The sequence below is a fragment of the Streptomyces sp. NPDC027189 genome (assembly GCF_055566975.1).
Map to the genome: position 1 here is coordinate 1 of NZ_JBVHRI010000003.1, position 13,418 is coordinate 13,418.

Consider the following 13,418-nt stretch of genomic DNA (forward strand, 5'->3'; position numbering starts at 1 on the left):
CTCCGTGAATGTTTTCCCGTAATCGGGACGACACCACGAGAGCGGAACCGTCCGAGGAATAATCGGACGGTTCACAGCGTCCTCGCTGTGCGCCTGCCGAACACTGTCCGGCAGGACTTTTTCAAAGGAACCTCGCCACCGGAAGTATCCGATGGACGGGGTATCAACATATCTGGCGTTGATTTTTGGCACGCTGTTGAGTTCTCAAGGAACGGACGCTTCCTTTGTACTCACCCGAGAGACTCTCTCAGGCTTTCCTCCGGGCGCTTCCCTTCGGTCTTGCGTTTCCGACTCTATCAGACTCTTTCGCGTCTGTTTCCCGGCCGGCGGGTTGTCTTTCGGGCTTTGAGTGCTTTCGCCTCGCGGCCTTTCGACATTCACTACGTTAGCCGATTCCCTCCGCAACTCATAATCGAGTTCCGCGAGTTTGAATTCGGGCATGCAGGCACGCCGAATTCGCCCCCGCCGAGGGGAAGTCGTAGGTAGTGGGTTGGCCACTCTCGGCTGCTGGCTGAACGCCGTAACCGGTTCAAGCGGCTCGGGCTACATTACGGATCCCCCAGGGACGCGTCAAGTTGAGCGGCGGCGTGGCGTATGGGACCGATACGGGCTCACCGTCGGGTCGTTGGCGATCCAGAAGCGCCATGGGTGGACGCCCCCGTCGCCGGCCACGCCCGTGCGGGGACCGCTGCGTACCTGGTCGGAGTGGATGGGGGTGCCCGTCAGGAGGGTCAGTGGGGAGCCCTCGGGACCGCAGGCATCAGTGCCGTTGAGCGACCGGCCCACCCCGAGTGCCGTGGCGAGGCGTGCGGGCCCTTTGGCCAGTTCCTTGTCACTTCGGGCCGGGAGTCGACGTTTGCGGGCCAGTTCGGCGCCCTCGGTGACCTCGCCGGCCCGCAGCAGGACCGCACTGGCCCGGCCCTCCGGACCGCACACCAGGTTCATGCAGTGCCACATGCCATAGGTGACTCACGAAGCATGCATGTCGGGCATCATCGGCACGGCAACGACAAGCAGGAGCCAGGCAGTGCGAGCGATCATCTACGCCAGGCTCAGCCCCACCCCGAGGGGCGAGGAGTCCAAGGGCGGGAACCTGACACAACAGGTCGAGCTGAGTCAGGCGCTCTGCGACCGGAACGGCTGGTCCGTCGTAGCCGTGATCGTCGAGAAGGACACCTCAGCCTCGACCAAGCGGGGAGCCAAGCGAAGCGACGAGTGGGAGCGCGTCAAGGCCCTGGTGGAGGACGGCAAGGCAGACGCCATCGTGTCTCGCCACTACGACCGCATGTATCGCACCCCTTGGGATCTTGAGGACCTGGTGGACCTGGCCGAGGCGACCGGCGTTACGCTGGCCGCCGCACAGGCTCAGGGAGTACTCGACCTCTCCACCCCGTCCGGCCGGCTCGCTGCTCGCATCGGAGCTGTGGTTGCTCGCAACGAGACCGAGATGCGAGTAGAGCGTCAGGTACTCGGACACCAGCGCCGTAGAGAGTCGGGGAGGCCCCTCTGGAGTACGCGCCCGTTCGGCTTCGAGCGTGACGGCAGGCACCGTGAGGCAGAGGCGGAAGCCCTACGGCAGGCGTACCGGGATGTCCTGACCGGTGCCTCCCTCTGGTCCATCGCGAAGGACTGGAACACTCGTGGACTGCTCTCGCCGCACGGCAAGGAGTGGCGCAGCTCGAACCTTCGGGGTGTCCTCTTGAAGCCGAGGAACGCAGGAATCCAGACGTACTCGCAGTGGGTCGAGAAACCGGACGGGAAGCGCGTGCGGCTGACCGAGGAGACCTGTGCGGGTAACTGGGAAGCGATCGTCTCCGAGGGCGTGTTCCGAGCCCTGGTCCGCTACCTGAGCGATCCCGAGCGCAACACGGGCGGCGGCGGCAAGCGCAAGGCCCTGTTGTCCGGCGTGGTCCGCTGCTCGAAGTGTCAGGCCGTCGTCACTCAGGGTTGGAGCAGGAAGAACGCGGCGGGCGAGCGGTACCGCATCTACACCTGTTCAGGTGGCCGGTGCATCACCTGCCCGGCAGACGCTCTCGACTCCTTCGTGGTCCGGAAGGTCATCGACAAGGCCGAGGAGTGGAACGCGGCACCGGCCACGGACAACGGAGACGAAGAGCGAGAGGCCAAATTGCTCGCCGAGGAGACTGCCGCATCCGAGAGGCGCACTGCCCTGGCGGAGATGTTCGCTGTAGGAGACATCGACGCGTCGACCCTGCGGACGGGCATCGGCAGGTGTGACGCCGACCTGACCAAAATCCGGGCCGAGCTGGCAGACCTGGCAGCGAAGCGGGTGCGCGTCGACCTGGGCGACGTCGAGTACCTGTGGGAGGAGCTGGACTACGAGGACCCCGATCGCATCGACTACGTGCGGACCGTCGTCATGCAGGTCTGCGAGCGAGTGGAGCTGATGCCGCGCGGTCGAGGGGTCCGAGGCTTCAAGGCCGAGCACTGCCGGATCACGTTCCGGAACTCCTGAGATCCGATCACGGAGAGCCGAGCCGACTGTCGGCGCTCAGTGAGCACGGGCCCTGTCTGACGAGAGTCGGGCGGTGCCCGTCGTCATACCCAGCGAGGAAGAATCGGACATCCCTCAGAGCCTCTGTGCGCCCCTCTCGCTCCCCAGTTCATGCAACAACGTGCATGAGTCACGTCTATGCATAGATGGTCGCGAACGGCCCCCGTACGGTCGCCTCAGGCAGCCGACCGGGCCGCCAAGTCAAGGGGGTTCCGCATGCGCGAAGAACTGACTCGGCTCACTGGCAACGGCAACGGCACGTGTGGGGAGGACGACTGCCCGAACGTCTACCGAACCGCTTCCGGCTCCATCGTGGTTCAGGACGACGTGTCCGACGCTTTCACTCCCCCGCAGGGGGAAGGGCTCGTGGAGATCCCCGAGAGCGTTCTTCGGGAGGCCGTTCGTGCTCTTGGATGGTGACGAGTGGCGGGCGATGCTCCGGGGCTTCCAGTCGGAAGCGTGGCGGCTGGAGACCCTGCCCCAGTACCTCGTACCGCAGGAGGCGGAAGAACTCGAAGCCTTCCGCGCAGGCAAGCGCGTCGACCCGGACACCTACTCGTCGGCGTACACGGAAAACCTGAGGCGGTTGCGCGGTGAGGGGAGGAGCAAGGGTCGAGTGCACGTCCTGACTCGACCGCTCTCCGAGTACCTGCGCTTCGAATTCTCCCGGTACTACGCACCGCACGTGCTCGCCGGGGAGGACATCCGCATCCTTGACGTGACCGAGCGGGAGAACCCGTTGCCGGATGTCGCGGACTTCTGGATGTTCGACCGCTCGACGGTCGTCCTGATGCACTACGGGGGCGAAGGCACGCAGACCAGCCGAGAGCTGTACGAGGGTGGCCCTGCGCCGTTCATCGAGTGGCAGAGCATCGCCGTTGCCGAGTCGGTTCCCTTCCTGGAGTACGTGAACGGGTGACGTTCGAAGCTGAGCAGCTTGGCGAGTCTGGTACCGAACTCGCCACTCTGCTTCGGGACTTGCGCAAGCGAGTCGGCCTCTCAGGGGACCGGCTCGCAGCGCGCTGCAACATGTCCCAGTCGAAGGTGTCTCGCATCGAGAACGGCCGGACACGGCCGTCCCTGGTCGACGTCGAGCAGATCTTGCGAGCGCTGGACGCTCCGCCGGAACTGGTCGCCGAGGTCTCCGCCCTCGCCAGGATGGCGAACACCGAGTGGCGGAACCTCCGAGACCTTCGGCGCAAGGGGCTCGGTACGAGACAGGCCGAGTTGAAGTCACTCGAAGCGTCCTCTACGCGCATGCGCTACTTCCTGCTCTCGATGGTTACCGGACTGCTCGCAACACCGGAGTACGTACGAGCGAGCCTGGCCCACTCGACGGCCGACACGAGCAAGGCCGTAGCGGGGAAGCTGGGACGGCAAGCCGTCCTCTACGACGCCTCGAAGCGGTTCACGTTCGTTCTGACTGAGCAGGCGGTTCGCTGGCCGGTCGTCTCGCGGTTGGCGTTGGCCGAGCAGATGGACCGCTTGGCCTCTCTGTCCTACCTTCCGAACGTTCGAATCGGCGTGATCCCCGTAGGGGCGCCAACGCCCCGAACTCCGCTGAACACCTTCACCGTCTATGACGCTGCCTTGGTCACCATCGAGACCACGGCGGGCAGTCTCGTACTCCGCGACGGCCGAGACGTTCAGAGCTACTTGACGGAGTTCGCCGGCTACGAGGAACGCGCGCTCTTCGGCGAGGAACTTCGAGCGAGGCTCGCCGAGTGGTCCGCTGCTTGTCGTGCATGAAGTTCAGTCCACAACGCGACTGAAGCGCGATCCCATGCAGATCTCACGCGATGCTCTTCGGCACAGACGCAGTCGGGGAGGTCGCACAGGATGAGCACGCCACGGACAACGATGCAGGGACCGGTGAACCTCACGCTTCCGCTCCCGCCGCCCAAGCCCGCGCCGGGCTGCGACATCTGCTCCGCACTGGTCAAGCAACGACAGGCAGCGCGTGACAGGGGTGAGCTGTCGGCGGCTACGGACGCTGATGTGGAGATTCGCAGCCACCCGCACCGGACACGGGGGCATCGATGACTCGTGCTGTGCTGCGGTACGTCAGACACCGGATCACGCGGCACCCGGACACTGATGTGACCTTCGAGGCGGAGTGCCTTCACTGCAAGTGGACGGCGCAGCCGTCGACTGACGGTGCGGCGGTCGACGTGGAGTGCATGAGCCACACCGGCCGGAGCAATCACCGGGGCTTCCGGCGTATCTGCACGTCGTTCGCGATGGTGATCCGGGACGAAGTCAAGGGGACAGGATGACGGCGTACGAGAAGTCACATCATCGACCGTGGGAGGCTAGGGATACGTCCGGTTTAGGCCTGCTTCCTCAATGGCATCGTGTAGGGCGACCCCTTCTTCCTCCCACGCCTTGAGAATCGCCGCGTACAGCACCTTATGTGCCTCGCAGTCCTTTACGTATTCCTCATGGGGAGAGAGCAGGTCGGGATCGCGTCCCCAGAGTTTGGCCACGTGCCTTCGGTGCTCTTGGCTCCGTATAGGGGCCTTCAAGAGTTCCCGGGCCAGCCACACTTCCTTGGTCATCCGTTGAGTCTGCTTGCGCTTGCCGCCCACTCATGACTCCTGGTCAGGTTGCCTCACCGCCCCTGGCGAAGACGGCTTGCGGAAGTCCCGGCGCAGGGCGCCGGGCTCTTGACGAAGACGCCTTGCGTATAAGGCTTGCTGACTTACCCCCTGCTTCTTTCGCCGCTGCCCAAATAGATAGAGAGGGAGCGAACGTTTCCGCAGGTCAAGCCTGGTGTTGGTACGCCTGAGAGGTGTACTCGGTACACGTGTGGCGCTTACCTCTGGCTAGCGTCGGTCCGGGTGAGGGCGGCACGGCTTGGGCGCGCCCTTCTCCTTGCGGAAACGCTGTCTGCGAGAGGACGAGGCAGGTGGCGTTGGACTCCGGGGCGATGAGGTCCAGCTTCTTGGCTCGGCGCACCGCGCCGCTAACGCTCTGCCTGCTGGGGATCACACTGTTCTCGTCGACTAGGACATGAGCCAGCTCGCTCGGCTGGAATGCCGCGTGCCCATCTCTGTCGGCCCAGCCGATCGCGGCGAAGTGCACGCGGTACGCGAGCGAGTGTCGAGCGTCGCTCGCCATGTCTCGGAAGTGGTACTGAGACACGGCACCCCATGGGCTGTTTCGGGGGAACCAGATAGCCACCTGTGGTGGCTCCTTCCTGTACGCCGAAGCGGGGCGCGGCTACGTGCCCGATGTCCCCGTCAAGCGGGGGTCATGTGGCCTCGTTCTTTCGGCGTGCGTACAGGAGTGATCAGTACGGCCCAACGGGCGATGGCGCGGGATGATTCCCGCAGGTGACGTGACCCGGAGCACAGCGCCGGAAGCAAAGAAAGGGCCCCACCCCTCCGGTCCGGGTCGGCGCACGTCGGCAGTCACTCGACCGGCCAGGAACGCGTCACGCGCCACGCTCGCGAGCGATCACGCATCTTCGGGACCAACTCCGCGCCGACTCACCGGCGAGCCGCGAGCGAGGCGCACAGCGGCTCAGGCTCCGGTGGACGGCTTGGCTCTCGGGCTCAGTCGGTACGCCGAGACTGTTGGATCACCGACGAGGTAGAAGCGGTGCTGCCAGTCGTGGGCTTTGCTCACGCCTACCCGAGGACCAACCCGGATGATTGCGGCGGGTACTGGCTCACCCTCGGACAGCGTGACGGAGGCGCCTGCCAGTAGGTCTGTGCCGTTGTGCTCTGCCGTGATGCCGAGCGCTTGGCAGAAGTTCCCCGGCCCCCGCGCGAGACGTGGACTCTCGACCTTGCCCCCTCGCCGCTTGCGTGCCAGGTCTTCCCCTGCGATGACCCTGCCTGCCCGGATGAGGACAGCTGTAGCGATGCCGTCTGCCCCGGTGACGACGTTGGCGCACCAGTGGAGTCCGTGAGACCGGTAGACGTACAGGTGTCCCGCGGGTCCGAACATGACGGCGTTTCGGGGTGTCCTGCCTCGGTAGGCGTGGGAGGCAGGGTCGGCCGAACCGGAGTACGCCTCGGTCTCCGTGATGGTGATGCTCACGGTTCCCTCGGGGGTCTCGTGGGTGAGGATGGCACCGAGCAGCTTGGGGGCGACTTCTTCAGCGGGGTGAGCAAGATCCATGACGTTCATGCTGACCGCCTTGACATGCCGTAGGTGAAGTAGACGTGGCCGGGCGGACCGAACATCACGTCGTTGCGGGCTGTGCGGCCGCGATAGGCGTGGGAGCCGGGGTCGTTCGGGCCGTCGTACGCCTCGACCTCTGTGAGGCGGAGCTCGATCGGACCGTCCGGGGTGGTGCGCACGAGGATGCGACCCAGGAGGTCGGGCGCGATGTCCAGTACGGGGCGGTCGAAGAACTCGCGTGTGAGGGGCGTACGGTCAGGGGCCGCGATCATGGCGTACGAGCGTAGTCCACCAAGCCGGAGTAGTCCTGAGTAGTCCGGACGGATGCTTGTCGATGGGGTGGCCAGGGCTCCTCTCTCTTGGAAGGGTGAGGGCGCGGAACCGTCCGCGGCCGGATCGCGTTTGTAGGGATCAAGGAATACAGACGGACACGGCAGATGGAACAGGCGTTGCCTGGGGAGGAAGTGACATGGGGTTCAAGCGGCTGCTTGCGAGCCTGGGGGCCGGTGGGGCTTCGGTCGAGACGGTGCTGACGGAGGTCAACACCGTTCCGGGCGGTGTCGTCCAGGGTGAGGTGCGGATCCAGGGCGGGTCGGTGACCCAGGCGATCGAGGGTCTGTCGGTCGGTCTGCAGGCCAAGGTCGAGGTCGAGGGCCACGACGACCAGGAGTACAAGCAGGACATCGAGTTCACCAAGCTTCGGCTCGGTGGCGCCTTCGAGCTGCAGGCGGGCGCGGTGCACGCGGTGCCGTTCGGCCTGGAGATCCCTTGGGAGACGCCGATCACCATGATCGACGGGCAGAGCCTGCGCGGGATGCACATCGGTGTGACCACGGAGCTGGAGATCGCGCGGGCCGTGGACTCCGGTGACCTGGACCCGATCAATGTGCACCCGCTGCCGGCGCAGAAGGCGCTCCTGGACGCCTTCATTCAGCTGGGCTTCCGCTTCAAGAACGCGGACATGGAGCGCGGTCACATCCGTGGTACGCGGCAGAAGCTGCCGTTCTACCAGGAGATCGAGTTCTTCCCGCCGTCCCAGTACCGTGGGCTGAACCAGGTGGAGCTGAGCTTCGTCGCGGACGACCGCGCGATGGACGTCGTCCTGGAGATGGACAAGAAGCCGGGCCTGTTCAGTGAGGGCAGCGACTCGTACCGGTCCTTCCAGGTGGGGCTGCACGACTACCAGGGCACGGACTGGGCCGCGTACCTGAATCAGTGGCTGTCGGAAGTCGGTAGCAAGCGCAGCTGGTTCTAGGCTACGAGCGCAGGCAGTCGGCCGAATCGGAGGTTGAGACGTGACCGAGGCGAAGAGGGCCCCGCTTCCCCATGACTTCCATCCGCCGGTGCCGTCGTTCACCGTGGTGAGCGACGACATCGCGCCGGGTGCGGTACTGGCGGACGCCCAGGTGTACGCGGCGGGCAATACATCGCCGCAACTGCGCTGGGAAGGCTTCCCGGCCGGGACGAAGAGCTTCGCCGTGACGTGCTTCGATCCGGATGCCCCGACGGGCAGCGGGTTCTGGCACTGGGTGCTCTTCGACATCCCGGTGTCCGTCACGGAACTGCCGACGGGTGCGGGCAGCGGCAAGTTCGAGGGGCTTCCCGAGGGTGCCGTGCACGTCCGCAACGACTACGGGACGAAGGACTTCGGCGGGGCGGCGCCGCCGCCCGGGGACGGACCGCACCGGTACGTCTTCACGGTGTACGCCGTCGACAGCGAGAAGCTGGGGCCGGACTCCGAGGTGTCACCGGCCGTCGTGGGCTTCAACCTGCGGTTCCACACACTGGCGCGTGCCCAGTTGATCGGCGAGTACGAGAATCCGTCGGAAAGCTGAGCAGCCAGCCAAGCGTTCACTGAACGTTTGCCCGCCTCTGGTCTTGGAAGTGATCAGAGGCGGGCATTTTTTATTGCGTTGTCCATCTCGGCGCGCCCGGCCAGAGTTGATCCAAGCCCGTCCGCCAGGGGGTGGGCCGGTGCACACGGGAGGTGGGCTGGATGCGGGACACGCTGGTACTGAACGCGAGCTTTGAGCCGCTGTCGACGGTGACGTTGAACCGAGCCGTCGTTCTGGTGCTGCAGGACAAGGCCGTCGTGGAGCAGGCCCACCCCGAACTCCGTATGCGCGGAGCGGCGCTCGACATACCCGTGCCCCGGGTGATCAGGCTCTGCCGCTATGTCCGGGTGCCGTTCCGAAGACAAGCACCGTGGTCGCGACGCGGTGTGCTGGTACGCGACCGGCACAGGTGCGCGTACTGCGGTCGGCGCGCCACGACCGTGGACCACGTGGTACCGCGGGCGCAGGGCGGCCAGGACTCCTGGCTGAACACGGTCGCCTCGTGCGCGGAGGACAACCACCGCAAGGCGGCCCGTACGCCGGAGCAGGCGGGTATGCCGCTGCTGCGGCAGCCCTTCGAGCCGACGCCGGCGGACGCGATGCTGCTGGCGCTCGGCCAGGACGACTTCGACTCGCTGCCGGAGTGGCTGGCACAGCCTGCGGCCTAGCTCGTACGACGATGGGGCCCACCTCCGCCGGGAGGTGGGCCCCATCGTCGTACGACGTCAGTCGGTGACGGAGGGCTTTTCGCGGCGCTCGCTGCCGCCGTTGCCCGAACCGCCGCCCATGGGGCCGAAGTTGCCCATGGCGCCGCTCAGGCCCTTGAGGGCGTCGCCGATCTCGCTGGGCACGATCCAGAGCTTGTTGGCGTCGCCCTCGGCGATCTTGGGGAGCATCTGGAGGTACTGGTAAGCGAGGAGCTTCTGGTCCGCGTCGCCCGCGTGGATGGACTCGAAGACCGTACGGATGGCCTGGGCCTCGCCCTCGGCGCGCAGAGCGGCTGCCTTGGCCTCACCTTCGGCGCGCAGGATCGCGGACTGCTTCTCACCTTCGGCGGTGAGGATCTGCGACTGGCGGATACCTTCGGCGGTGAGGATCGCGGCGCGCTTGTCGCGGTCGGCGCGCATCTGCTTCTCCATCGAGTCCTGGATGGAGGTGGGCGGCTCGATCGCCTTGAGCTCGACGCGGTTGACGCGGATGCCCCACTTGCCGGTGGCCTCGTCGAGGACGCCGCGCAGGGCCGCGTTGATCTCCTCGCGAGAGGTGAGGGTGCGCTCCAGGTCCATGCCGCCGATGATGTTGCGCAGTGTGGTGACGGTGAGCTGCTCGATCGCCTGGATGTAGCTGGCGACTTCGTACGTGGCGGCCCGGGCGTCGGTCACCTGGTAGTAGATGACCGTGTCGATGTTGACGACCAGGTTGTCCTGGGTGATCACCGGCTGCGGAGGGAACGGCACGACCTGTTCACGCAGGTCGATGCGGTTGCGGATCGAGTCGATGAACGGGACGACGATGTTCAGACCGGCGTTCAGGGTGCGCGTGTAGCGTCCGAAGCGCTCGACGATGGCGGCGCTGGCCTGTGGGATGACCTGGATGGTCTTGATCAGGGCGATGAAGACCAACACCACCAGAATGATCAGGACGATGATGATCGGTTCCATCGTTGCTCCCCGTACCCTTCTCCGCTCGGTAATTCCGGAAGATCTTATGGTTGTTGAAGATCTTGCTGGACGAGTCTGACAGACCGTCGTCTGCCACGTGGGGCGTTCGGTTCACTTGCGTCGTACGAGGTCACATGACGATCGCCGTGGCGCCGTCGATGTCCACGACGTCCACTTCTTGGCCTGCCTCGTAGGCCTGTCCGGCGTCGAGGGCACGTGCCGACCAGATCTCTCCGCCGAGTTTGATCCGACCACCGCCCGAACCGTCCACCCGTTCCAGGACGATGGCCTGCTTGCCCTTCAACGCCTCCACTCCCGTGGCGAGTTGGGGCCGCTGCGCGCGGTGCCGGGCCGCGATGGGTCGTACGACGGCGATGAGGGCGACCGAGACGACGGCGAAGACGAGCACTTGGATGACGACACCAGCGCCGAGGCCCGCAGAGACCGCGGCGGCGACGGCGCCCACGGCGAGCATGCCGAACTCAGGCATCGCGGTCACGACGAGCGGGATACCGAGCCCGGCCGCCGCAACCAGCCACCACACCCACGCGTTGATGTCGTTCACATGGTCATGGTAGGACCGCGCTCCGCCGGCGGACAGGGCGCGCGATCAACTGGGACACGCCCGGTCCGCGGCGCGGGTCCGGGCACTCCGCGCTCCGGAGTTCACAACGGGTCCGGGAGTCCCGGCGTTCAGGCCATCGGCAGGCCCTGCGCGGTCCAGCGCTCGCCGTTCTGTGCGACGACGAGCGGGAGGCCGAAGCAGAGGGAGAGGTTGCGCGAGGTGAGTTCGAGCTCCAGCGGGCCCGCGGCGAGCACCTTGCCCTGACGGATCATCAGGACGTGGGTGAAGCCGGGGGCGATCTCCTCGACGTGGTGCGTGACCATGATCATGGAGGGCGCGATCGGGTCGCGGGCGAGGCGGCCGAGGCGGCGTACGAGGTCCTCGCGCCCACCGAGGTCGAGGCCCGCGGCGGGCTCGTCGAGCAGGAGCAGCTCGGGGTCGGTCATCAGGGCGCGGGCGATCAAGGTGCGCTTGCGCTCGCCCTCGGAGAGGGTGCCGAACTTGCGGTCCAGGTAATCGCTCATGCCGAGGCGGTCGAGGAAGGCGCGGGCGCGCTGCTCGTCGACGTCCTCGTAGTCCTCGTGCCAGCCGGCGGTCATGCCGTATGCGGCGGTGAGCACGGTCTGCAGGACGGTCTGGCGCTTGGGGAGCTTCTCTGCCATGGCGATGCCGGCGATTCCGATGCGCGGGCGCAGCTCGAAGACGTCGACCTTGCCGAGGGTCTCGCCGAGGATGGTGGCGGTGCCCTGGCTGGGGAAGAGGTAGCTGGAGGCGACATTCAGAAGGGTCGTTTTTCCGGCACCGTTGGGGCCGAGGATGACCCAGCGCTCCCCCTCCTTGACCGACCAGGAGACCTGGTCCACCAGAGCCCGGCCCTCGCGGACCACGGATACGTCCTCCAGCTCCAGTACATCGCTCATGAGCGCGTTGTCTCCCATTGCAGTCTCGGCCGTCGCTTACGTCTGTGGACGCAGCCCCCAGGGAAAACCTACGCCACCGGTCGGTCGCTCCATTCCATCGGTCGGTCCTTAGGGTGGGGGCATGCTCTCGGAACCACGCTCTGGACAGTTGGCCGCATGGGGAAATGCCCTTTTGGCCGGACTTATTTCGCCGGATGACGCGGTGCTCGCCATCGTCGGCGAGGACGCGGTGCACCGGGTCGAGGGGCTGCCGGGCGAGTCGGGGCCCGTGGGGCTCACGCTCGCCCTCGGCCGGCTGCGCGCGCTCGGGGTGACCGGGCTGCGGGTCGCGCTGCCCGCGCCGGGGCATCCGCTCGGGCTGAGCGGACCGCCGGACTTCAACGCGCGCGCCATCGATGCCGAGGAGGCCGTCGTCTGTCACGGCGCTGCGCTGGGCCTGGTGCCGGAGGTGTACGAGGCGGGGCCTGACGGCGATGTGCGCGTGGAGGTCGTCTGGCACTGTCTGCCGGTACGGCAGGCGCCGCCCGCCGATGTGCCCTCGCTCGGGGAGGCCGAGCGGGAGCTGGCGGAGGCGTTGCGCGAGGCGACGGAGGTGTTGTCGCGGCTGGATGTGGCGGGGTCGGGGCCGGTTGCCGAGGCGGCGATCGATGCGTATCGGGCTCGGGCGGAGCGGGGGCGGGAGGTTCTCGCTCCCGGGTATCCGCCGCGGGCGGTGCGGGTGCTGGAGCTTGCTCAGCGGGTGGGGTTGCTGATCTCCGTCGCGTACGAGAACGGGCACGGTGGGGCGGTGAGCGCCTCGGAGATGGCAGCTCGGGCGGAGGCCCTGCGGCCGGTGGAGCGGACGGCTCGGCGGGCGCAGGTGGCCGCGTACAACGCGTTCGTGGAGGAGCGGGAGCGGGGGGTTCGCTGAGCGGGGTTCCCGTCGCCCCGGGTGGGGGCTGAGCTCGCGGTGAGTGCGCTTACCGGGTGCCGCTGTGTCTGGGAGGGGTGCGCCCCCAGGAACTGTCCGGCGGATCATGTCAAAGACGCGGGTCCTGGCACGCCCATCCGCGGCGTTGTCGTCGGTTGCCGACTCCCCCCAAGTTCTCGACTTCGCTCGAACAGGGGACCCCCATCGCGTCGTCGCCCTCCTCCGCCTCGCAGCTGGAGGCACCAGGACCCGCTCACCCGCGCTTATGAGGCGCCGCAGCTCCCCTCCGACCCGATCCGCCGGACCGGCCCTAGCGGCACGCATGCCCGCAGCTACGACCGGTGCGACAGCAGTCGGCGCCCGCCCTTCCCCAGCGGGTGGGGCCCACGCCCCTGCAGCGCACAGGCCCACAGGTATGACCACCGCGGCGGCGCCGTGCGGGCGACGAGGAAAGGCCCCGCGAAGTGTTTCCTTCGCGGGGCCCTCTCGCAGCTGGTGCGGGTCAGCCGTTGGCAGCCTCGTTGCCGAAGGCCGGGTTCAGCAGGCCGATGACGTTCACGCTGTTGCCGACCACGTTCACGGGGACGTGCACCGGGGCCTGGACGACGTTGCCCGAGCCGACGCCCGGGGAATTCATGGTCGCGCCCTCGGCACCCGAGTCGGCAAGGGCGGCACCGGCGGAAGCGCCCGCGGCGATACCGGCGACGGTGACGGCCAGGGCGGCCTTCTTGGCGATGTTCATGGGAAGCGTTCCTCCTGCGTGTACGGGTCCGACCCGGCCGCGGGTCGTACGCTGAGCAACGCCAGGGAGAACGCCGACGGCACGGGATACCGTCTCGAAAGGTCCGTTCGGTTCAGTCGGGCGATGAGACGACAACCTG

General features: G+C 66.9%; 15 protein-coding genes and 2 pseudogenes. 9 read left to right on the plus strand and 8 right to left on the minus strand.

Features of this window, described 5'->3' with window-relative positions; translation table 11 throughout:
- Positions 1–570: 570 nt before the first annotated feature.
- Positions 571–966 (minus strand): annotated as a pseudogene (locus ACZ4RZ_RS07780) (DNA-3-methyladenine glycosylase); the annotation flags it as partial.
- A 61-nt stretch (positions 967–1,027) separates the two neighbouring features.
- On the opposite strand from ACZ4RZ_RS07780, the gene ACZ4RZ_RS07785 reads away from it, so the two are divergent.
- The 5 genes from ACZ4RZ_RS07785 (at position 1,028) to ACZ4RZ_RS07805 (ending at position 4,791) form a co-directional block, all read left to right on the plus strand.
- Complete coding sequence (locus ACZ4RZ_RS07785) at positions 1,028–2,476, plus strand: recombinase family protein (protein ID WP_467743100.1); 1,449 nt, start codon at positions 1,028–1,030, stop codon at positions 2,474–2,476.
- Positions 2,477–2,731: 255 nt separating this feature from the next.
- Positions 2,732–2,935, plus strand: coding sequence for a hypothetical protein (locus ACZ4RZ_RS07790; RefSeq protein ID WP_467743101.1), 204 nt, complete (start codon positions 2,732–2,734; stop codon positions 2,933–2,935).
- A complete protein-coding gene (locus tag ACZ4RZ_RS07795; protein WP_467743102.1) occupies positions 2,919–3,434 on the plus strand; it encodes a DUF6879 family protein in 516 nt (171 codons plus the stop codon). Before ACZ4RZ_RS07790 ends, ACZ4RZ_RS07795 begins: the two co-directional genes overlap by 17 nt.
- On the plus strand, positions 3,431–4,264 hold the full coding sequence (locus ACZ4RZ_RS07800) for a helix-turn-helix domain-containing protein (protein WP_467743103.1): 834 nt from the start codon (positions 3,431–3,433) through the stop codon (positions 4,262–4,264). Before ACZ4RZ_RS07795 ends, ACZ4RZ_RS07800 begins: the two co-directional genes overlap by 4 nt.
- A gap of 290 nt (positions 4,265–4,554) precedes the next feature.
- Positions 4,555–4,791, plus strand: coding sequence for a DUF7848 domain-containing protein (locus ACZ4RZ_RS07805; protein ID WP_467743104.1), 237 nt, complete (start codon positions 4,555–4,557; stop codon positions 4,789–4,791).
- Between the two features lie 36 nt (positions 4,792–4,827).
- Here the strand turns inward: ACZ4RZ_RS07805 and ACZ4RZ_RS07810 are convergent, their stop codons facing one another.
- The 3 genes and pseudogenes from ACZ4RZ_RS07810 to ACZ4RZ_RS07820 all read right to left on the minus strand — a co-directional run.
- Positions 4,828–5,073: a hypothetical protein gene (locus ACZ4RZ_RS07810; RefSeq protein WP_467743105.1), complete on the minus strand. Its 246-nt coding sequence runs from the start codon at positions 5,071–5,073 to the stop codon at positions 4,828–4,830.
- A gap of 967 nt (positions 5,074–6,040) precedes the next feature.
- Positions 6,041–6,652 carry a DNA-3-methyladenine glycosylase gene (locus tag ACZ4RZ_RS07815; RefSeq protein ID WP_467743106.1) on the minus strand — a complete coding sequence of 204 codons (612 nt, stop codon included), beginning with the start codon at positions 6,650–6,652 and terminating at the stop codon, positions 6,041–6,043.
- Positions 6,653–6,666: 14 nt separating this feature from the next.
- Positions 6,667–6,918, minus strand: a pseudogene (locus ACZ4RZ_RS07820) (DNA-3-methyladenine glycosylase); the annotation flags it as partial.
- A gap of 197 nt (positions 6,919–7,115) precedes the next feature.
- Between ACZ4RZ_RS07820 and ACZ4RZ_RS07825 the strand changes: the two are divergent.
- From ACZ4RZ_RS07825 to ACZ4RZ_RS07835, 3 genes are all read left to right on the plus strand, one after another.
- Positions 7,116–7,901 carry a sporulation protein gene (locus ACZ4RZ_RS07825; protein ID WP_467743107.1) on the plus strand — a complete coding sequence of 262 codons (786 nt, stop codon included), beginning with the start codon at positions 7,116–7,118 and terminating at the stop codon, positions 7,899–7,901.
- A gap of 40 nt (positions 7,902–7,941) precedes the next feature.
- Entirely contained in the window at positions 7,942–8,481 is a 540-nt protein-coding gene (locus ACZ4RZ_RS07830; protein WP_467743108.1) for a YbhB/YbcL family Raf kinase inhibitor-like protein, read from the plus strand.
- Positions 8,482–8,642: 161 nt separating this feature from the next.
- Positions 8,643–9,149, plus strand: coding sequence for an HNH endonuclease (locus ACZ4RZ_RS07835; protein WP_399097457.1), 507 nt, complete (start codon positions 8,643–8,645; stop codon positions 9,147–9,149).
- A 57-nt stretch (positions 9,150–9,206) separates the two neighbouring features.
- On the opposite strand, the gene ACZ4RZ_RS07840 is transcribed toward ACZ4RZ_RS07835, so the two are convergent.
- The 3 genes from ACZ4RZ_RS07840 to ACZ4RZ_RS07850 form a co-directional block, all read right to left on the minus strand.
- On the minus strand, positions 9,207–10,142 hold the full coding sequence (locus ACZ4RZ_RS07840; protein ID WP_467743109.1) for an SPFH domain-containing protein: 936 nt from the start codon (positions 10,140–10,142) through the stop codon (positions 9,207–9,209).
- Between the two features lie 130 nt (positions 10,143–10,272).
- A complete protein-coding gene (locus ACZ4RZ_RS07845) occupies positions 10,273–10,707 on the minus strand; it encodes an NfeD family protein (RefSeq protein ID WP_467743110.1) in 435 nt (144 codons plus the stop codon).
- Positions 10,708–10,835: 128 nt separating this feature from the next.
- Positions 10,836–11,627 (minus strand): ABC transporter ATP-binding protein, encoded by a 792-nt coding sequence (locus tag ACZ4RZ_RS07850; RefSeq protein WP_467743111.1) that lies wholly within the window; start codon positions 11,625–11,627, stop codon positions 10,836–10,838.
- A 121-nt stretch (positions 11,628–11,748) separates the two neighbouring features.
- Here ACZ4RZ_RS07850 and ACZ4RZ_RS07855 point away from each other — a divergent pair, with 121 nt between their 5' ends.
- On the plus strand, positions 11,749–12,537 hold the full coding sequence (locus tag ACZ4RZ_RS07855; RefSeq protein WP_467743112.1) for a hypothetical protein: 789 nt from the start codon (positions 11,749–11,751) through the stop codon (positions 12,535–12,537).
- A 502-nt stretch (positions 12,538–13,039) separates the two neighbouring features.
- On the opposite strand, the gene ACZ4RZ_RS07860 is transcribed toward ACZ4RZ_RS07855, so the two are convergent.
- Positions 13,040–13,279 carry a chaplin gene (locus ACZ4RZ_RS07860; RefSeq protein ID WP_467743113.1) on the minus strand — a complete coding sequence of 80 codons (240 nt, stop codon included), beginning with the start codon at positions 13,277–13,279 and terminating at the stop codon, positions 13,040–13,042.
- Between the last annotated feature and the right edge of the window lie 139 nt (positions 13,280–13,418).